The organism is Corynebacterium sp. LK31 (genome assembly GCF_014335015.1).
Classification (GTDB): Bacteria; Actinomycetota; Actinomycetes; order Mycobacteriales; family Mycobacteriaceae; genus Corynebacterium; species Corynebacterium jeikeium_D.
Genome location: NZ_PDGW01000006.1, coordinates 21,023 through 40,791 on the forward strand (window position 1 = coordinate 21,023; position 19,769 = coordinate 40,791).

A 19,769-nucleotide genomic window follows, 5' to 3' on the forward strand; every position below is an offset into this window, starting at 1 on the left:
GTCGAGAGAGGTATCACTGCTCGTACGGCAGCAAAAGCTCCCGGCGGCAATGCCACCGGGAGGAAACGAATGTTGGAATGAATTACTCCTGCGCGTTAAGCCAAACGCCAGACAAGAAGGAGTATTTGCACGGGATATCAGTCAGTCTCCATAATCTCCCACTCATACGGAGTCACTTCACCGCGCACCTCGTGGTACGGAGAACTGAAGTACAGGGTGCCATTCTTATTCAGGACCACGATCCCGTGGAAGCTGTACTTCTTCCCTTCCTTCAGTCGGAATGGCGGGCGCGAGGCATCCCAATTTCCACCGCTCATTCCGGCTTCCCAACTTCCAGATGCATCCTCGAGATCAAAGGTGACCAGATTGTGGGCGTTCTTCTTGTTACCCCACTTAGCTGTGGTCTGGCAGCGGAACATGTCCTGATTTACCGACCCACCACAGACTACGGTTTCTCCGTCTGTGGAATAGCTGACATAGTCACGGTTGATCTTGGGGTAGTTCGTAGCTGCATCGGCGACGGACGGATTGACAACAGCAAGCGCAGTGGCGGCAGTGATTGCGGCGGCTACAGCGGAAATCTTCTTGGTGAACATGATCTCAGATTAAAAACTCTCGGACACAAAAGAAACGGGAGTTCTCCCCGGGGAGTTCTCCCCTAGCTAAACCATGCTGGACTGCCCAAATCTGGACAGTGGTGCCATCAAACGCACCACGATTTATCCGCTTATGTCACCGGCACAATGCAGTCAGAGAGCGATGCTGTCCAAAGCAGCACGGTCAGAGCGCATGGCAGTCTGTGACGCACCGAGAATGGATTTATATCAATGGCTTTCAAACTATTCAGCTTCCGAAAGACCTTCCGCCCCACCCGCAACTCCCGGGTTACGCTATCGCGTTCTGGCCTCGGATATTCCTATCGCATGGGGCCCGTTCGGTGGACGAAGAATGCCCGTGGCGGCCGAACCACTACTGTGAACACGCCAATTAAAGGATTGACTTATCGCAAGTACCGTCGTTAAGCGAGCAGTTTCAAGTCGTCTGCAGTGACCAATCGTGCTTCGATTGCAGCGACAACTACCAGCTGCAGACGGCTCTTTTGATTAACCCGTTGCCACTCCTTGCTTGAGACCAGCCCCTTGCTCAAAGCGGATTCAAAAAGTGCGGTGCGGTAATGCTCGACTGCCTTTGCGGTCTTGCCTCCCAGCTTTCGGCCGGCCTCGGCATCGGTGCATGAAACCATAATGGTGTCGATTCGGCCGCGCAGATAATCCTCCGCATATGCAGCGATCAGAGCACGCTGGCGCTCCGGCAGCTCCCCAACCGAGATGGTTTCAGTCCCGTCAGTTGGCAGCACGACCTTCGCATCGGCGTGCTCAATATCCTGTTTAATCTGAATTTCGTACTGGTCATCCTTGACGGAAAAGCGGATGAAATACTCCGGGTAGCTCAAATCAAAACGCTGTTGCGGAGCCAGCCGGAATGACCGCGACACCTCCGGAATGTGCACCATTGCAGTCACGTGCTCGCAGTTATTGAGCAGAAACCACATTCCGGATTCCGCATACACATACATTGCTATGCGGTGCATGTAGCGGTTATCTTCGCCCACTTTGAGGTCGGCGTCACGCCCGATGGTCAATCCCTCACTCGGATTGGCAACAATCGCATCCCCACACAAATTATCAACCACAAGTGGTGGGAGCGATGTCACGTTGACCAGGCCTTTCTCTCGCACCACCAGCCACCAACCGCGAATCAGGAACCCTACCCAACGCTCCTGGGGGAATCGCCCAACGACGGCTGAAGTGACTGGCATTCATGATAGTTATCCGAAATATAACAAATATTCTCGGCGTTATCGCTTAATTCGTCGTGGTTTGCATTGCCCACGCCGCCACCGTGTCATAGGCAGCAGGACAAGGATCGCCTTCACTCAAAACGACAAATACCGGACGAAGCACTTCGGGACTGGATGGCGCAGAACTTTCCGCCGGCTGAACCAAGCAGTAATTAATCGGCCGTGTTGCCTCGGAACCTTCGCTGTTCACAGCTTGAAATGAGCCTGACGTTTGTAGGACATCCAGCCGGCGACCATCGGGCTCCATTCGCAGTTTCACCACTTCAGAGCCAGCTGGTTCAGCCACTGACCGGTTCTTGCTCACGGCATCCAGAATTTCACCCCGCCATTTGTCATTTTCAGCCTCTGCAATCGGCTTCTTCTCATCAATACCGTGGCGAAATGGCAGCAAGAATTCATCTGCCGAAGCAAACTGCGTCGCGTGATATGCAGCACCGTTGAATGTTCCCATCCGCTGAATCCCCTGCCAGCTCTTCTCACCGATGGGGACGTCGCTTAACGACGTAAGGGTCCATCGGTCACCCACCGGAATCCGAGGCCCCTTCGCCAAATCGGGAGCGCGAAGTCGCATCGGTTCCGCAGAACCTCCGATAGCTACTGGCTGTGCCAAGTGCTTGGCACTAAAGAGACCGCCATCTCCAATGCCGCTACGTTCGGCAACAACAATGCCACCACCAATAAGGCCTAGACATGCCACTACGGAGAACGCTGCAAGGGCTTTCTTCCGGTTCTTCGGATTGCGAACCTCGACGGCACCACCATTTAGCGCAGCAATGAGATCGCTAATAAACGCATTGCAGGATTCGTAGCGTTCATCGGCGTCAACCGCCAACGCCTTGGCGAAGACCGAATCAACTACCGCACCGAGGTTGGTAACCGGTCGCTTACCGCAGTGCAATTGCCGCGCACTGGCCGCGTCAGTAGCTGGAAATGCCTTATATCCCTGCAACAGCTCGAATATCGTGCACGCAAACGCATACTCGTCACTAGCTGCACTAATGCAACCCTTAGTGAAGATCTCTGGCGCCATGTAGGGCAATGAGCCGGCAACACGATTGGTCACGCCAACACTGTCGATTTCAGTGGCGGTTGATACACCGAAATCCACAAGCGTCGCGCTTAACACAAGCCCCGACGAATCTCGCTCTACGACGATATTTGATGGTTTTACATCACCATGAATCACCGCTGGTTCGTGCTTTGCTAGCCGATCTAGCGCGGTAGCAATCTCCACACCAATCGACATGACCTCGCTCTTATCGAAAGTGCGCGGCGGATATTCGGCCAGTTCAGCGCCCAACGAATTACCGCTAATAAGAGTCATGGTGAACCAAAGCAGGTTCCCGGCTCGCCCGCCATCGAACACGGTCACAACGTTGGGAACGTGAACAGTGGCTGCGATAGAAACCTCGTTCTGGAACAGTGCCTCCATTCGCTTAGAAGCACTGGCCTCTTCCGGCAGTGGGACGATTTTCAGTGCTTCGTTTCGGCCCAGCTTGGGATTTCGTACTCGAAAAACAGTCCCCATATTGCCGGCACCGATGAGAGCTTCAACCTCGTAGCCCTCAAAAATATCGCCTACCTGGGGAAGATTAGTCATCGGTTCCGTTGCCCAGACCCATCGAGATTACCCACCATAATCTGAATCCCAGACTCAGAGCGGCAATCATAATTAGGCGAAACTTCTTGGCATTCCATCGTCAGTGGCTGACCGTCATACTCAATCTCGATTGTCGTCTGCTTTGGCAGTGTTCCTTGCTCTTGCCGCTGTTTACTGAGCGCCCGCACTACCTCGTAATATGCTTCACAGTCCATATCGGAGCCCTGGTTTGACCAGGCACTCTGCAGCATCGGGCACGTCGGATCAACGGTCGACGCTAAGACCTCTGGGTCTACGAACCGATCGTCGGCAGGCGGTGCGATTGTAGTCGAGGTTGGTTCCTGATCATCGCCCACATAGTAGGACGGCGAGACTTCCACTTCGGTGCTTTCAGTGGTTTCAAACAACCCGTCGGCGTTATCCTGCTGGTTAGAGCGGAAATTTAGGATCCAGACCACCATTGCCAGGATGACGACAACCAGAATGGCGAGCACGAACAGCAGAATCTTCCGATTTCGACCATCAGTATCGGAATTTGCACCGCTGTCAATGTCATCGACGCCCGGGATTAGAGTGCGATCGTCGGTCATCAGTTATCTCCTTGGCTGACAGAAACCTTCATCATCGTCGTGCGAGCAGCCGAAATCTCTTCCTCATTCATCACACCAATGCGCACGTGGGATTCGATTGAGCGACCCGATGGAACGTGAGTGCCTTCCACGGTAATCATGCCGTCTGCTGCTACAAAGAACTTAACCTGAATTGGCTGACCCTTGGGCAACGGCGGGATACCTGTCAGCATAGATTCCGATCCACTAATGATGTCATTGAGAGCGACATCTTCGGATGGAACGTCACTGGCCTGCTGATACAGCGTCAAATCTACTTCCTCTTGGCCATCAGCTACGGTCGAATACTCCCGGACCACCGGCTCAGACAGGGGAATCATGTCATTCTGGTTGACCAGATAGTCGATGTACGGGTTGTTCAGATGATCGACAACTCGAATGCCAATCGACTTTGGCAATACATTTGCCACCTTCTTCTCCGACAGCGCGGCTAGCTGCCCGGCGTCAATCCCTGTCTCAGCCGCGATCTGCGCAATTGACTGCTGTTGGACAGCAGGGCTGGACTCAGCATTAACCACTCCCCCGAGCTTGCTGATCATCGCAGCAAGGGCAGCACCCTTAGCAACGGCTAGATCAGGCTCAACCAACAGTGGCTTCTTACCCGTCAGACGCTCCACCAGTTTGGTTACGGCGGTCATTCGCGAAGATCCACCCACCAGGATGACCTCATCAATTGTCAGTCCCGGCTCCTTTTCCTTTGCCGTCTCCAATACACGGGTCAAAGGAATCTCCGTCTGCTCGAGCAATGGCGCCGTGACACGCTCCAAGTCTTCGCGGGTAACGGCAATCTTGGCGCGGGAACCAGAGTCACTGGCAAGTCGCACAGTGGCGCTTTCCGCATTACTCAGCGCCTCTTTACAGTTCACCGTCTGCTCATGCAACTTAGCGACGAAGGTCTCATCGTTTTCCGCCTCCTCGTCACCAGTCTGCTCAATGAATTTATCCAGGATAAATTCACCAAGCGCCTTATCCCAGTCAGCACCGCCCAGTCGAGCATCACCGTCGGTGGCAATAACCCGGAAGGTGTTGTCAATCCCCTGCACAATCGTGGCATCGAATGTACCGCCTCCGAGGTCATACACCAGCAAGGTCTTGTCCTTTAGAGGCTGCTTGGAGTCGTAGTAGAGGGCCGCAGCAACCGGTTCTGCTACCAGCTCCAACACATTGAAATTAGCAATCTGCCCTGCGTTGCGAGTTGCCTCGCGCTCCTTCGCACCAAAATATGCCGGCACAGTAATAACTGCCGAAATCTCGTCGTCAGCTGCTTCGTCTGGAACCAACGAGCGCAAAATCAATGAAGAAATCTCCTCCGGGGTATACGCCTTCCCGCTGAAATTCCATTTCTTATCGGTGCCGATGCTCCGCTTCACCAGCTCGATGACGTCATTGGGGCTGAAGAGCTTCTCTTCACGTGCCAGCTTTCCGACAACGGTATTGGCCTTCGATTCAAACCACACCACACTTGGTGTCGACAGATCTCCGTCGAGGTTTTCTTGAATGACAGGAACACCCAGTGAGTCCACGTAGGAAATTGCGCTATTGGATGTGCCCAGATCGATGCCGTAAATACGTTCAGCCATGATTTTTCTCCTTATTCTGAAATCTGTTGGATTCTTGACTTCTTTTGCCGTGTCAGCGCTCTAGTTGTGTGCTGGCCGGACTCGAGCTGTGCTCTGTTCAGACTCGAGTTTTGGCCTAGTTGCCGCTGTGCCGGTACACCGTGACCGGCGCCTTGGCCACCACAATTGGACTGGTAGAACTGGTGAAGGTGTAGTAGTGCGAGATTCGTCGTGATGGCGCCAGCGTGCGGTGCAGCGCGGGGTTATCCGAATCCGCGAATTTGGTACGACGGTGAATTGAAGAATCAAAGGCATCGCCCACCTTCGCCTCTGTAATTGCCACTCCCATGGACTGAAGCGCATCTGCGATCGAGTCCTGCAGGAAATCCAGGGTCGAATACAGGTCACTGCCATCAGTTTCGGTAGTTTCTTCGAGCCGCGAAAGGTCAGCGCAAATCCCGTCATGGATGGCCGCCAACTTTTCCGCCAGCGGCATCAACTGGGCGTACCAACGACGATCAGTCAGCGCTTCCAACTCTTCACTTTGAGAGCGCAATACTGCGTTCATTGTGTCCAGCCGTGTTTGAATCAAATCCAACTGCTTTACGACGTTCCCGGCCGCAACACCTGCGGTACTTTCAGCATCCGTTTCTGGGAGCTCTTCCACTGTCGCGGGAGGAAAATCCTGCTGGGCTGGAACTCCTTCCGCGGTGTCTTCATCATGGCCAAACTCGGCACCACCAAATTCAACACCGTCAAATTCGACGTTCTCAACCTTGGACCATGCAGCTTCGTCGGTGTCTAGTTTTGGATCTCCGGAATACTCGACCGGCTCCTGACCTGTGGTATCACCATTGTCGACCGTGCCCCGGGGGCCGAAGGACTCATCAAAATTCGGCAGCGGGGCGAAATTATGCGCTCCACCGAAGTCAACCTCCGGATACTTAGGATCTCGTTCCTGATACTCATCAGCACGACCGTCTGAATGTTTAACCGACCTTTTATTTTCATCCTTTTTGTTATTAAAGAACCCCATTTTTATATTCCTTCCCCTTAGCGAATAGATAGGCAATCGACACAAATGTAATGATAAATATAGAAAATAGAACCCATCCTAATTCATAGAAATTATCATTTATAACCCCCATGGCAATGAAATATACGATTCCAAAAACAGCAATCCATCGTTTTGCCACTCGCTTCTTTACCAACGCCCACAAGATACCGACAAAAATAGCCAGAACCGGTACAGCAATAAATCCATTACCCTCCTGCATGAACTGCACTATTAAACCGAGCACAACAAATGGAGAAAGAAATCGTAATAACTCCTTGGCAATCGCATCCCCTTCACCGGCATGGGGCGTCTTAAAATCCGATTTTCCCCTTCCGGTATCAGCCTTCAAGACATCGTCTCGATTGACGTTTTGAAGGACGCGATTCTCAATTGTCGAATCGGAACTAGAACAGTAGGCTCCCTCAGCAATTTGCAATTCTTTACGAAGTCTCGTTGGGTCCAGCGACGATTCGTCGTTAAGCAGACCGAAAGTATGTCGAGTCACTAAATCCGCTGGATTATCGACTGCTTGCAACCTTCGAATAAGACCGGTGCGGGTTTCAGCCTCTGGCGAGCCGGTACGAAAACTCGCACCGATGGATTTAGTTGCACTCTTCAGCATGTCGCTATCGATCGGTTTGCCGTCAATAAAGCCTTCGGACTGTTCACGAAAACCGTTCGCAATGACATCTGCAATCGACCGAATGTCGGTATTTGCACTACTGGCCTCATCAAAGGCCGCCCAGACTCGTTTCTCCGCGTTGTTCGTCGGACCAGTCTCAATTTCCTGGCTATCTTCAACGTCGACGTATTCACGGAGCTCCATGCGGTTAGACGTTGGAACCAATATCCGATCAAAGAACTCTTCAAGCCCGTGCTCGGTAATCGCTTTTCCGCTGCCCTTTGCATACGGCTTCAAGAACCCCTCTTTAACTGCCTTCATCTGCACATCAGTGAAGAAGTACTGAGGACGCTGTACTCGTTTGAGAACAAGTCGAAAAGAAACACCGAACTTCTTTCGCACTGCGTCGACAAAATCTTCGGTGTGCAGCTCATCGATAATGTCCAGTGCGCGCTGGGACTGCTTACCGAAGAACAACAGGTCTCGAATTAAACGGACACGCGCTTCCCAAAAATCCGAGGAAGAGGCATCTCCGCCCATGGGAATGTCAGCAATCAGCTGAGCTAACTTGGCGCCCGTTGGCACTGCGCCTGGTGAAAATAGATTTCCAGCTAGGTTGTCTCGAACTGCGGGATTCAGACTCACATCTGCTCCTGAATCTCACTGATGCGAACACGCTGTTCTGGAGATAGGCCTGTCATAAACCGCCTGGCGGGATCTACTGCGATAAGCCATCCGGGGTCTACATGCTCCGGCAACAGTCGAATCATTGCCCTAGCAGGGCGTCCCGAATCAAGCGCGGAGACAGTTGTCAGAGTCTCTCCGTTGACGTTGGTGTCCTCTCGTTCTTCAAGCTCATAGGCAGTGCCGTAGGTGGAAAGCGCCTGCTTCATCTCTTCAAACGCCGCGGCAGTGTTGTAGTCGAATGCGGCGCGAGCGTAGATGTATTCCACTAGGACTACGAGAGCGAAAAGGATTAATGCTTCGAGCGAAATAAGGACGCTTTTAGACATAAGCGATGCTGCGGTGACTGCCAGCACCGTGATAATGAGGCCGGGAATCCAACTAGTCTGATTTCGCAAGAACCACATCGCAAACCCCATGGCGAATGGAATCAACATCGCCGTATCTGGATATGGCCCACTATTGATGGATTCCAAAATTCCGCCAATTATGAATCCGGCGATAATGAGTACGACTCGAAACATCCAGGGTGCCCACCAAACAAAAAATGGCGGAATGATACGACCTTCTTGATCTACACCAACACGGTTTGGAATAATTCCTTGATCCTCCAAATCACCGCGCCAACCTTTAGTACGATCTGGAACACCCTTCACAATATCTGTGGTTTTTGAGAAGTAGCTTTTGGCCACATCTTTCAGCTGTTGGAGGTTCATTAAACGGTTCTTTCCCTCAATCTTTTGTCCAACGATTAATTCGCTGAACCCGACAGGATTTAGTTAAACCTGCACGGGTAGTGAAAGTCACCGGGAGAACTCCCGTACCGCTTCTGAGGCCTCCGCTATAGCGTCGTCAAGCAGATGAAGAAAACGCTTATTCGGCGCTTAACTCGGAGGTTTTTAACGCCCATGACATCCCAGTTTCATTCAAAGCACGTTTTAGCTGTGGCAGCCGCCGCTGCTACCCTGACTCTGGTTGGCTGCTCAGGTATGCCCACTAACAACGCTGTCCCGGAGTCCCCCGCGGTGGTGACAGTTACAGAAACGTCCCCTGCTTCTGATGCACAATCCGAAACTCCTAGCTCGATTGAGAGCTCGACCGGGTCGGAAGAGCCAGAGCAGGAATATGCCAACAGTTCGCAGGATAAGAATTCTCCCAACAGCGAACTTTCAGACTCGGATGCCGACTCCGGTGCAGTAACGCTGAATAGCTCGATGGAGCTGACCAAAATTGGCGGCATGGAGCCCGGCAGTGCCAAGCGCCAAAACGTCAAGATTGACGCAACTGCTCACCAGAAAGAATTGGGCGGCTTCGACACTGCTCGGATCACGCTTCCCTTCGAGGGGGCCAATAGCCTGTTGACCTATCCCCTGGTTGATGGCGAAGCAAACGCGAGGTTGCTGTGGAATTTCAGCCAGTCTGGTGGTACGGAAACCTGTGAAAACAAGGTGGATGTCTACGATTCTGAGGGCAAACCGACTGCAAGTGCCAGCGCAGGTGTGACTGGACAACATACTCCTTGCCAGATCGTTCGCCGGTTTGGGGAGAAGGCCTACGCAACATTTACAGAACCCGGTGAATACATCGTTGCTGTGACAGCTCAGCAGCCAGGATTCGAACCAATCACAATCGCACAGAAGGTGAAGGTAGTCGGTTAAAAATGAACGCTCACGAACCCATCGATCCGTGGAATAGCAACCAGTCGGGCACTTCCGAGAAAGTGTCGGAGAGAGCTTCCGGCACTAAGTCCGGAAAGAGTAAACCTTTGACGCTGCCGCTCATCCTCGGCGCAGTCGGAGTGATTGTTGCCGGCGCGGCGGGGTTTGCCATGGGCGGTAAGAATGCTGAGTCCGAACTTGCAAGCGCGAGTGAAGAGATTTACTCGTTTCAACAGCAGGCAGAGGAGCGGGAAAGCGAGCTGCAAGCAAAGATTGATGAGCTGGAAGAAGCAAACTCGGAATTGGAAGACAAGAACACCAATTCCGACCAGGCCTCCATAGCCTCCTATTACTACAAAATGGCGCTCAGCTGGCTTAACGTCTGTGATGCTGGCGACTACATGCCGGAAGAGACTCACGCTGTGCCGACTAGCGTGAAGGACTTAGGTATTGGCTGTGGCTACAACTTTGAAGATTCCAATGGAACAATTCTCATTCTTGTTGGTGGAGCAGACGAAGACGCCCAGTCTCGTGCATCTACCATTAACGACCAGGACGGATACCTAGAAACCATCCGAACCGGGCATATACAGCTCAATGTGTGGGTATCCAATTCTGGCCCGTGGGATGATGCCGAACAACTGTCAACAGATATCGCCGACAATGTCAGCCATGCCGCTAAGCAGAATATGGCACAGGACACCGCAGGACAATAAATAGCGTCCCTGCCATAAACGCCCATGAACCCCCGCTCACTAGTGAGCGGGGGTTCATGGGTTACGTGGGGGGCCGATGATTCACAAAATCTACGGTGCCGATTAGAAAACTAATTGTTCACGCGGTCATCGTCATCGTCGTCATCAAAGTCATCGTGATCATCGTCGTCCATGCCATCGTCACGGTCATCATCCGTGTCATCAATGTCATCGCGATCATCGTCCAGCTCCTCAGTCGACGTCACCATAGTGGTCTGGACTGGAGTCGTATCGGATAGGTTCGCCCTTCGCCACCGAGTCGAGAGCGCAACTGGATAAGAACAGGTTTCAGGAGCTTTCCCCAAAAGAATCAGATCCAAACCAGAACCCCTCCCCGGCTAAGGTCAGCACCCATTGAGCTGCGAAAGAGAACTGATACTTGACTATCTTCACTGGTCACGCCACATATCTTCACAACTATTCGTTTCTGATAAAAAAATTTTGCAAAAAGCTACGCAAAAGTGACCTAGGACACTTATTCTTACTGTAAAAGAAACTAAATCGGCAGTCCTACCGATGAGGTTTCGCCTGATTAGGCCTCTCCGAAGACCACAGGACATGAACCACGGAAGATGAGTGACTATGACATCTAATCCACAGACCTCGATTCTCAATAAGGTGCGCAAAGCTTCGCGAGCTACCTCGGACCTCGTTCTCGGACTCGCACCGGTGACTCAGGCTGGCGTCCTCGGCTCGATGGGGCCCGGCGCGGCTGGTAAGGCATTAAGTTCCATCTACCGCTGGGACTTCCTGCCAGCTGGTCTCCTCGGCATTGCAGCCGGCCGCGATCCGCACCACACTGCGATTATTGATGATGGCGGCTCGCTGACCTACGAGGAGCTGCACGAGCGCTCCACTGCCCTGGCGCGAGCACTCCGTCACGGCGATATTCAGCAGCGCGACCGCATCGGTGTGCTGGCTCGCAACCACCGCGGTTTCATTATGGCTCTGTGTGCCCACGGTCGTCTCGGCACCGACCTGGTGCTGCTCAATACCGGCGCCTCCGCCGAGCAGACTCTGGCCGTAATTCGTGAACAGAAGATTGACTTCCTGTTCATTGATGAGGAATTCACTCACATGCTGCCGGAGGACTTCGATGAGTGCCCGGTCGCCGTGTCGTGGTTTGAAAACTACGGTGACACCTCCTGCGTTCGCGAGGGCTGGACCTCCATGCAGGAGATGCTGAAGACAGCACCGCCGGCAAAGTGGCCGACCGCCGAGCTGCCAACCCGCCCGCGCCGTGGCCGCGTTATTATTCTGACTTCCGGAACCACCGGCACTCCAAAGGGTGCCAAGCGTCCGGAGCCGCGCAGCTGGATGCCGGCATCTTCCATCATGAGCCGAATTCCTCTGCGTCAGCGTCGCCCGGCTTACCTTGCGGCTCCGCTGTTCCACACCTGGGGATTCGCGACTGCGCAGCTGTGCATCGCACTGCGTTCCACCATGATTATGCGCCGCAAGTTCGATCCAGCCGACAGCCTGCGCATTATCGAGCAGCACTCTCCGCACACCATCTTCCTGGTGCCGACCATGCTGCAGCGCATGATTGAGATTCTCCCGGACAACTACGACATCGGCGCGACATCGCTAAAGGTCATCGCATCCTGCGGTTCGGCTATTCCAGAGGGAATTGTCACCAAGACCCTCGAGCGCTTCGGGCCGGTTCTCTACAACCAGTACGGTTCCACGGAGGTCAGCTGGGCAACCATTGCTAACCCGGATGAGCTCAAGGCAAACCCAACCACAGCTGGTCGCGCACCGCTGGGCACTCGTGTCCAGATTCTCGACGAAGACGGCAACCGCGTCGCCGACGGCGAGACCGGTCGAATCTTCGTCGGCAACAACATGTTGTACGAGGGCTACACCCGCCCGGGCGCGGACAAGCAGGTCATTGACGGCATGGTCTGTACCGGTGACCTGGGTCGCATGGAAAACGGCTTGCTCTACATCTCCGGTCGCGAGGACGACATGATTGTCTCCGGTGGCGAGAACGTCTTCCCACGCCAGACCGAAGATGCACTCAGCCAGCTCGAGGGTATCCGCGAGTGCGCAGTCGCAGGTGTCCCGGATGAGCGCTTCGGTCAGGCCCTGGTCGCCTGGGTTGTCCGCGACGACTCCCCTGAGGGCCGCGCCCTGACCAATGAGCAGATTCGCACATACGTCAAGCAGCGCCTCAGCCGATTCGCCGTTCCGCGCGAGACCGTGTTCCTCGATGAACTGCCACGCAACGCAGTCGGCAAGGTGGTTCCTCGCCACCTGCCGAAGCCGTGGGAGAATGTCACCGAGGAGAAGGTGGCTTAGGGCGCAGGGACCGTCGTAAAGCGAACGGCAGACACGAAAAGGACGCGGTAAAAACTTCCGTTATGGAAGTTACCGCGTCCTTTTTGCGTGTCCTAGGAAGAACTAGAGCTGATTAGCCAGCGTTCAAAACACCGTAGTCCGTGACGGGCTCACGGAAAATCTCTTCGCCGTCCTGGGTCACGGTTACCGCATTCGGAGTGACGGTATACGTGTAGCCACCATTTTTCGCGACAGCACGGTTCCCGGAGAAACTATCTACTGTGTACGCATCCGGGGTATCCGAAATCTCACCGAAGTCACCAATGTAATGGCGCTGCTGGCGGTTATTGGAGTTCTCACAAATCACGGCCTTACCCGAAGAAGTCTCCGCCAACACACGCGCGTAATACCCACCCGAGCAGCGAGCGGTACTGCCAACCCAACCTTTGGCATCGATATCATCGCGATTCATACCGAACGCGCGAAGACCAAAATTTCCCCGCTGCGTAGTGGTAGGAGCGCTGCTCTCCGGCTGCTTCGTCGTTTCCGGCTCGACGGTCTGGGTATAGGTTTCCGTGTACGTCTCCACCGGCGCCGGGGACGCAGTGCTTGACGACGAGTCCCCTGCCGCAACCGTATCGGGAGACTGCGGGGAATTATCGGAGGAATTATTCAGGTAGTACGCGCCACCGATACCGGCGACCGCTGCAAGTGCGACACCGACGATGCCCAAAACCACGTACAGACCGTTGTTGCTCTTCTGCTCAGGTACCGGAGCCTGCTGATAAGCCGGATACTGCTGGGGTGAACCTCCCTGGTTCGGCCCCTGCGACTGGTACTGGTACTGAGGCTGGTACTCGTCTTGAGCCCCACCCTGCGGCTGCTCCCAGGCAGATGTTGCATAACCGTCCTGCTCCCAATCCTGCGGGGAGGACGAACGCGGGTTGTACTGGTCGGTCATCGCTAAATTCCTTATTACTTCAGAGCCACACTTGTGCTCGGCCAATAACGTGGTGGCTTGCGACTTCGCCCACAGCGGAACTTGCCACTACGTATTTTCCATTAACACTATGCGTTGCCCAGCGTACCCTGCTAGAAGCTAGCACTAGCTCAGAGTGGCACTTTGTTCTTGAAGAAATTGACGTAGTTCCGATCGGAGATCTTTCCCAGCATAAACTCTGGCTCCAACCCGAACATCGACCAACGAGTCTTCGTTGACCAGGACAGAGACTGAGGTGTCGTAGTGCGGTGGTAGCTAATTTGGTAACCGTCAGTGTGAACTCGAATCTGTGTGTATCCACCCGGATAGCCGAGTGCCGCACCCCGCTCACAGAAGTCCGTATCCCCGTAGTCAGCGATACCACGGCGGCTGCGGTGCGTATGACCAGCGAACACGCCTTTGGCACCCGGCGTGGCGGCCAGAATCTCCTGAAAAATCTTGGCCTGCTGCGCCTCGACCATGAATGCCTCACCACCGAAATGCGAACGCACCGCATCCTGAGTAAACGGGTGATGCGCAAACAAAATTGTCGGACGCTCTGGATCGTCTGCGAGTTCGGCACGCAATGCACGCATCTGCCGCTCATTAATACGTCCACCTGCATAACCAAACTCGGCGGTATCAACACCGATGAGGCGCACTTCGCCGACGCGAGTCGACCAGTGCTGCTGCGTCGGCACAAGACGCTGGCTGAAGTAATCCGGAACCGCGGTCTTGCCTTTGCGGATTCCGCGTCCCCGGAAACCATTGATATTGGGTAGCCCGGGCGGGTGCACATCGTGATTACCACGGGTGACAAACCAGTTTTTCCCAAACTCACCGAAAGTATCCAAAACCCTGATGAGTTCGTCATACTCCTCAGGGCGGTTGCTATCCGTGCAATCGCCATTGATGACGAGAGTGTCTAACCCGGCAGCCTTTACCGTGTCCACCAGACCCTGCAATTGCATAGAGGCAAAAGGCTGCTCTCCCGGACCGGAGGAAAGACCGAGGTTGCCAATGCGAATGCCGTCATGATTGGGCTTACCAATGTGTGTGTCATTCGTCAGCGCGAACGTCGCCAAATGTGCACCCTCCAGCGCTGGCAGAGTGCTTACGACGCCTGTCTTCTCCGGTGCCGTTTTGCTCATGGTGATATTCAGCGACGGAACCGCGCGACAGTTGTGTGACCAGCACTCAAAGCGGTACTCCCGTCCCGGCTCCAACCCGTCAATGACCACATGGTGGTAGCCCGACTCTGAGTACCCCTCGTGCACGAGCTCTAACTGCGTTGAATCCGCAGGACCAAGCAGCACCCGCTCATCCGAAGGAACGGTCGGCTTAATGAAGCCATACGCTGTCTGCACTCCCGGAGCATATGTTGCCCATGTAAATGCCACTGACGTGTCTGTGACAGTGATGACCTCCAAGTCGCTAGCCAGTACCTGCCACGACTTGGAATCCGACTGGGTAAGCCCCAGACCCGACGTGACGTACTCAAGGCCGTACGCTCCCGAGGTTTTCGCGACGGCCATTGAACTTGCAGCAAGAGTTGCAACAGAGAGGTAGGCCCGGCGGGAAATGCTCATGGCAAATAAGCCTAGAACCTAAAGATGAAAATTAGATGAACTCTCCCTCTAATCTCAGAAAAATAGGAACGCAACGACAAGAGACACACGGCCAAAACAGCGCAAAATAAAACACCGCCTACCAAGTCATGGCAGGACGGTGTTTTAGGAAAATGTGGCTTGAGCATCTTTGTGAGCTTTTACCGGCTCACCAGTATGTAGATTGCTCTGAAACTGTAACTACTTCAGTTCCTTGGAGGACAGGCCCAGGGTGCGGCGAGCAACGACCAGCTGCTGAATCTGCTGGGTACCTTCGAAGATGTCCAGGATCTTGACGTCGCGGGACCACTTCTCCAGCAGGTTACGCTCAGAGTAACCGAAGGTACCTGCCAGCTGAACGGCACGGAGGCAAATCTCGGTGCCTGCACGGCCGGCCTTGGCCTTACACTCGGAAGCTTCCAGAGTGTTCGGCTGCTTGTTGTCAGCCATCCACGCAGCGCGCAGAGCCAGGAGGTATGCAGCCTCCCAATCGGACTCCAGCTTCAGGTACTCAGCTGCAGCAGCGCTCTGGGTGTGTGCCGGTGCATCGTAGTCAATCTCGATGCCAGCCTCTTCCAGGATGCGACGCAGCTCTTCCAGCGAAGCACGGGAGACGCCGATGGCCATACCCGCAACCAGCGGACGAGTGTTGTCGAAGGTCGCCATTGCGCCGGCGAAGGACTTCTTAACATCAATGTCCGGGGAACCCAGCAGGTTCTCCTTCGGAACGCGGACATTGTCCAGGCGGAGCACTGCGGTATCCGAGGAACGAATACCCAGCTTCTCCTCCAGGCGCTCAACGGTGAAGCCCGGAGTGCCCTTCTTCACCAGGAAGGACTTGATGGCAGCACGGCCCTTGGACTTGTCCAGGGTCGCCCACACAACGACGGAGTCGGAACGCTCACCAGCAGTGACGAAGATCTTCTCACCGTTGATGACGTACTCATCACCATCGAGCTTGGCGGTGGTGGAAACTGCGGAGGAGTCAGAACCGAAGGACGGCTCGGTAATTGCCATGGAAGCCCAGGTCTTACCGAAAGCCTCCAGCTGCTCATCGGTAGCAACAGCTGCGATAGCTGCGTTACCTAGACCCTGGTACGGCAGGGACAGGGTCAGACCCACGTCACCCCAGCAGGTCTCAATAACGTTGAGCAGCGAAGCCATGTTGCCACCGTTTTTTACACCGGTGCGCTTCGGCTTCTTATCGTCACCACGTCCACCGGAAGCACCGGAGAAGCCACGGCCACCATCTGCCATGCCGTCCATCATGGAGGCAAGGGTGTCGAGTTCCTTCGGGTACTCGTGCTCAGCGAGATCGTACTTACGGGAAATCGGTCGGAAGATCTCAGCGGCGGCCTGATGCGACTGGGACGCGCCCGCCTTGAGGAACTTCGGCAGTTCGAGGTTAATCATTTTCTTTCCTCTTAATTCTTTTCGGCTGAAGTATCTAGCGGTTTACAGAACGACGATGCCTTCGGCGACACCAATTGCGCGGAGGTCACGGTACCAACGCTCAACCGGGTGCTCCTTGGTGAAGCCGTGGCCACCGAGCAGCTGCACACCGTCGGAACCAATCTTCATACCCTTTTCAGTGGCGAAGGTCTTAGCCAGAGCTGCCTCGCGAGCGAAGCCGCGACCCTGGTCAGCGCGGGAAGCACCGCGGAGAGTAATCATGCGGAGACCATCGAGCTCAATCTTGATGTCGGCGACCATGAAGGCCACTGCCTGGCGGTGGGAAATCGGCTCGCCGAATGCCTGACGCTCATTGACGTAAGGAATGACGTAGTCGAGAACTGCCTGAGAAGTACCCATTGCAAGAGCTGCCCAGCCGAGGCGGGAACGACGCAGAATGTCGAGGTATGCCTCTTCACGGTCTGCAGCCGAGGTGCTAGCGCCGCCGAGAATGTTCTCGGCCGGAACCTTGACATCCTTCAGGATGACGCGACCCATTGCGGCACCGCGCAGACCCATGGACGGGTCAGCCTCAACGTGGAGACCTTCAGTGTCGGACTCAACGATAACCAGAGCCGGCTTACCCTCGAGCTCAACACCGATGATGAACAGCTCAGCTGCGCCGGCGTTCGGAACGAAGGACTTAACACCGTTGAGGACCAGCGAATCGCCCTCGCGCTTTGCGGTGGTTTCAGGCTTGCGTGCGTCGAAAAGCGGGCGCGGCTCTGCGAGAACAACAGCGGCGGCCGGGACGTTCTCGCCAGCGAATGCCGGCAGGTAGGTCTTCTGCTGCGAGTCGGAGCCGTGAGCGGTCAGGGTGGCAGCGACACCGGCCGGAGCCAGCACTGCCAGAGCCAGACCCATGTCACCGTAGGACAGAGCCTCCGCGACCAGCGCGTTGGTGGTGACGTCCTCGCCGGTAGCGATGCCCTCGAAAGCCTCCGGGACGTTGATCATAGTGACGCCCAGCTCAGAAGCCTCAGAGACGAGATTCTCCGGGGGAGTTGCCTCGTGGTCGGACTTGTAAGCAGCCTCGCGCAAGCGCGACTCAGCAAACTCCTTAACCGTCTCGACGATCATCTGCTGATCCTCGGTCGGGGTGAGGTCGAAGAGCTTCTTTGCCTTCTCCTCGGCTGCGGCCTCCTGTGCAGCCTGGGCTTCCTCAGCCGGACGCTCCGGCTTACCGGAACCGGAAATCTTCTTAAACTGACGGTTCGCGGCACCAAGGGTCTTAAAACCGGACTTGGTGGACTGGTACACCACGCGGTCGATCTTTGGCTGAAGGTCGTACTTCTGGGCGAAGTCCGAACCAGTAATCGACGTGATGAACCGCATTGCCGCTCCGATAGCGTCGCGACCAGGGTTATTGCGGCCGACAGTCGAATCTTCGCGGTTCTTCTTCTCGCTCATGTGATCATGGCCTTTCGAGTCAGAACTATTACTGGCATAACAATAAAACAATCACGTGACCGTTGTCACAAGAATTGAAAAAACATTGCCAAGTAACAGAAAACTTTCAGGCTTCTAACTTGTCAGGCGATAACGCGGTTAACAACGTAGTTGCGATCAGAGAGCTCACCAAGCAGAGCCTCGGGCTCGAAACCGTACATCGCCCAACGGGCACGCGCAGTCCACGCAAGCGCATCTTCGCTGCTCAAACGGTGAAAGTTAACCTGGTAGCCACCGGAGTAGACATGCAGCAGTGTGTAGCCACCGGGGTATGCTTTGCACGCGCCGGTCTCCAAATAATCAACGCCGGCCCCAACATCACCGCGAGTACGCTTTGCACGGTGGGTGTGACCTGCCCCCGCAAAGAATACACCCGGAGCGTCGTTAAGCATCTGCTGCAAGCGTCGTGCATCAGCGCTGTTGAGAATGAAGGTGGGCCCGGCAGCATGTGTCCAACCAGCCTCGGAGGTAATTGGGTGATGAGCCAGCACAACTGTCGGCTTACTGGGGTCACGCTGCAATTCCCGCTCCAGTGCATCGAACTGTTCCGGGCTAATTTCGCCGCCGGACTCATCCAACTTCGATGAATCCAGCCCTATGACACGGACCGGCCCCTGCTGAGTGACCCACAGTTCCTGCCGCGGACGCCCCAGGAGAACACCGAAGGGATCGCGATGATTCTCGGTACCCTCCAAAACCGGGAATTCGTCGTAGCCAGCAGATGGATCGGCATCCGGCTTATGCGGACGATCATGATTGCCGCGGGTGACAAACCACTGCCGCTCCTGAGCACCAAAAGTATTCATAATCTCGGCAAATCGACGCACCTCCGCCGGACGTGCTTCCGACGTGGCATCACCGTTGACGAAAACCTTTTCAATCCCCATCCCCCGCAGCTCGGCGAGCGCAGCCGTCAGCATGACCTCGGGATACGGCGCGGCACCCGGTTCAGAAAAGATAGGAGCGGGGAAATCGCCGGTGATAATACCGTGCCCATTTTCGCCAATATGCGCGTCATTAAGGATGGCAATCGTGGTCAGGTACTCCCCTTCCGGAGCGACCAACGTCGTGAACTGTCCAGTTTGCTCGGGTGCATTGGGGAGGTTTCGGGTAATTAATCCCGGCTCGGCGACCAGTCCATTCGATCGACATTCGAAACGGTACGTGGTTCCAGGGCGCAGCTTATCGACGGTCACAAAGTGGTAGCCAACCTGCGTCTCGTCCTTATGTACCACGGGTAGCTCGCCGCCCTCATCGGCATCGACTGGCACTAGCGCAACTTCAGTGTCGGCCGGCGCCAGTGGAGCCAGCTTCCCCCACGCTGGATGTGGGCCTGCATACGTCGCCCACGAAAATGTCACCGACGTATCGGTCACGGTCACGACTTCCAGGTCCGTCACAACAAGGCCGCTGGTCAACCCGGTGAATGGAAACGGCGACTGGTTCGGGGCCGCCGATGCAACTGCTCGCGTCCCGACGCTATTGACGGCAACCGCTACAGCCCCCGCACCCGCTACTGCTCCCAAGCGCAATACGGATCGCCGATCAATTTTCTTATTCCCATTTACCGAATTCAC

18 protein-coding genes are annotated in these 19,769 nt (G+C 55.0%); 4 read left to right on the plus strand and 14 right to left on the minus strand.

Annotated features, from left to right (window positions below; genetic code table 11):
• Positions 1 to 137 precede the first annotated feature (137 nt).
• Positions 138 to 596, minus strand: a complete 459-nt coding sequence (locus tag CRD18_RS00530) for a hypothetical protein (RefSeq protein WP_038626607.1) — start codon at positions 594 to 596, stop codon at positions 138 to 140.
• 231 nt (positions 597 to 827) lie between these two features.
• Between CRD18_RS00530 and CRD18_RS00535 the strand changes: the two genes are divergently transcribed.
• The gene (locus CRD18_RS00535; RefSeq protein WP_016421461.1) at positions 828 to 1,022 is read left to right on the plus strand and encodes a DUF4236 domain-containing protein; all 195 of its coding nucleotides are present in this window, start codon (positions 828 to 830) and stop codon (positions 1,020 to 1,022) included.
• On the opposite strand, the gene CRD18_RS00540 is transcribed toward CRD18_RS00535, so the two are convergent.
• From CRD18_RS00540 to CRD18_RS00570, 7 genes are all read right to left on the minus strand, one after another.
• Positions 1,019 to 1,819 carry a hypothetical protein gene (locus CRD18_RS00540; RefSeq protein ID WP_242458649.1) on the minus strand — a complete coding sequence of 267 codons (801 nt, stop codon included), beginning with the start codon at positions 1,817 to 1,819 and terminating at the stop codon, positions 1,019 to 1,021. The genes CRD18_RS00535 and CRD18_RS00540 overlap by 4 nt on opposite strands.
• Positions 1,820 to 1,865: 46 nt before the next feature.
• A complete protein-coding gene (locus CRD18_RS00545) occupies positions 1,866 to 3,461 on the minus strand; it encodes a serine/threonine-protein kinase (protein WP_016421463.1) in 1,596 nt (531 codons plus the stop codon).
• Positions 3,458 to 4,051: a hypothetical protein gene (locus CRD18_RS00550; protein ID WP_016421464.1), complete on the minus strand. Its 594-nt coding sequence runs from the start codon at positions 4,049 to 4,051 to the stop codon at positions 3,458 to 3,460. The genes CRD18_RS00545 and CRD18_RS00550 overlap by 4 nt, the downstream gene beginning before the upstream one ends.
• Positions 4,051 to 5,670, minus strand: a complete 1,620-nt coding sequence (locus tag CRD18_RS00555; protein WP_016421465.1) for an Hsp70 family protein — start codon at positions 5,668 to 5,670, stop codon at positions 4,051 to 4,053. The genes CRD18_RS00550 and CRD18_RS00555 overlap by 1 nt, the downstream gene beginning before the upstream one ends.
• A 115-nt stretch (positions 5,671 to 5,785) precedes the next feature.
• The gene (locus CRD18_RS00560) at positions 5,786 to 6,685 is read right to left on the minus strand and encodes a hypothetical protein (RefSeq protein WP_016421466.1); all 900 of its coding nucleotides are present in this window, start codon (positions 6,683 to 6,685) and stop codon (positions 5,786 to 5,788) included.
• The gene (locus CRD18_RS00565) at positions 6,672 to 7,973 is read right to left on the minus strand and encodes a hypothetical protein (RefSeq protein WP_187406433.1); all 1,302 of its coding nucleotides are present in this window, start codon (positions 7,971 to 7,973) and stop codon (positions 6,672 to 6,674) included. Before CRD18_RS00565 ends, CRD18_RS00560 begins: the two co-directional genes overlap by 14 nt.
• Complete coding sequence (locus tag CRD18_RS00570; RefSeq protein ID WP_016421468.1) at positions 7,970 to 8,728, minus strand: hypothetical protein; 759 nt, start codon at positions 8,726 to 8,728, stop codon at positions 7,970 to 7,972. Before CRD18_RS00570 ends, CRD18_RS00565 begins: the two co-directional genes overlap by 4 nt.
• 192 nt (positions 8,729 to 8,920) lie before the next feature.
• Between CRD18_RS00570 and CRD18_RS00575 the strand changes: the two genes are divergently transcribed.
• Positions 8,921 to 9,670 carry a hypothetical protein gene (locus tag CRD18_RS00575; RefSeq protein WP_222865188.1) on the plus strand — a complete coding sequence of 250 codons (750 nt, stop codon included), beginning with the start codon at positions 8,921 to 8,923 and terminating at the stop codon, positions 9,668 to 9,670.
• 2 nt (positions 9,671 to 9,672) lie between these two features.
• Positions 9,673 to 10,386: a hypothetical protein gene (locus tag CRD18_RS00580; protein WP_049171884.1), complete on the plus strand. Its 714-nt coding sequence runs from the start codon at positions 9,673 to 9,675 to the stop codon at positions 10,384 to 10,386.
• Between the two features lie 110 nt (positions 10,387 to 10,496).
• Here the strand turns inward: CRD18_RS00580 and CRD18_RS00585 are convergent, their stop codons facing one another.
• Positions 10,497 to 10,634, minus strand: a complete 138-nt coding sequence (locus tag CRD18_RS00585; RefSeq protein WP_160310025.1) for a hypothetical protein — start codon at positions 10,632 to 10,634, stop codon at positions 10,497 to 10,499.
• 373 nt (positions 10,635 to 11,007) lie between these two features.
• Here CRD18_RS00585 and CRD18_RS00590 point away from each other — a divergent pair, with 373 nt between their 5' ends.
• The gene (locus CRD18_RS00590) at positions 11,008 to 12,726 is read left to right on the plus strand and encodes an AMP-binding protein (protein ID WP_038626623.1); all 1,719 of its coding nucleotides are present in this window, start codon (positions 11,008 to 11,010) and stop codon (positions 12,724 to 12,726) included.
• A gap of 112 nt (positions 12,727 to 12,838) precedes the next feature.
• Here CRD18_RS00590 and CRD18_RS00595 read toward each other — a convergent pair whose 3' ends face one another.
• The 5 genes from CRD18_RS00595 to CRD18_RS00615 all read right to left on the minus strand — a co-directional run bounded on the left by CRD18_RS00595 (position 12,839) and on the right by CRD18_RS00615 (position 19,769).
• A complete protein-coding gene (locus tag CRD18_RS00595; RefSeq protein WP_038626626.1) occupies positions 12,839 to 13,666 on the minus strand; it encodes a hypothetical protein in 828 nt (275 codons plus the stop codon).
• Between the two features lie 149 nt (positions 13,667 to 13,815).
• Positions 13,816 to 15,273, minus strand: coding sequence for a metallophosphoesterase family protein (locus tag CRD18_RS00600; RefSeq protein WP_048731772.1), 1,458 nt, complete (start codon positions 15,271 to 15,273; stop codon positions 13,816 to 13,818).
• Between the two features lie 219 nt (positions 15,274 to 15,492).
• A complete protein-coding gene (locus CRD18_RS00605; protein ID WP_016421475.1) occupies positions 15,493 to 16,704 on the minus strand; it encodes an acyl-CoA dehydrogenase family protein in 1,212 nt (403 codons plus the stop codon).
• Between the two features lie 42 nt (positions 16,705 to 16,746).
• Positions 16,747 to 18,153: an acyl-CoA dehydrogenase family protein gene (locus CRD18_RS00610; protein ID WP_048731769.1), complete on the minus strand. Its 1,407-nt coding sequence runs from the start codon at positions 18,151 to 18,153 to the stop codon at positions 16,747 to 16,749.
• 122 nt (positions 18,154 to 18,275) lie between these two features.
• Positions 18,276 to 19,769, minus strand: coding sequence for a metallophosphoesterase (locus CRD18_RS00615; protein ID WP_016421477.1), 1,494 nt, complete (start codon positions 19,767 to 19,769; stop codon positions 18,276 to 18,278).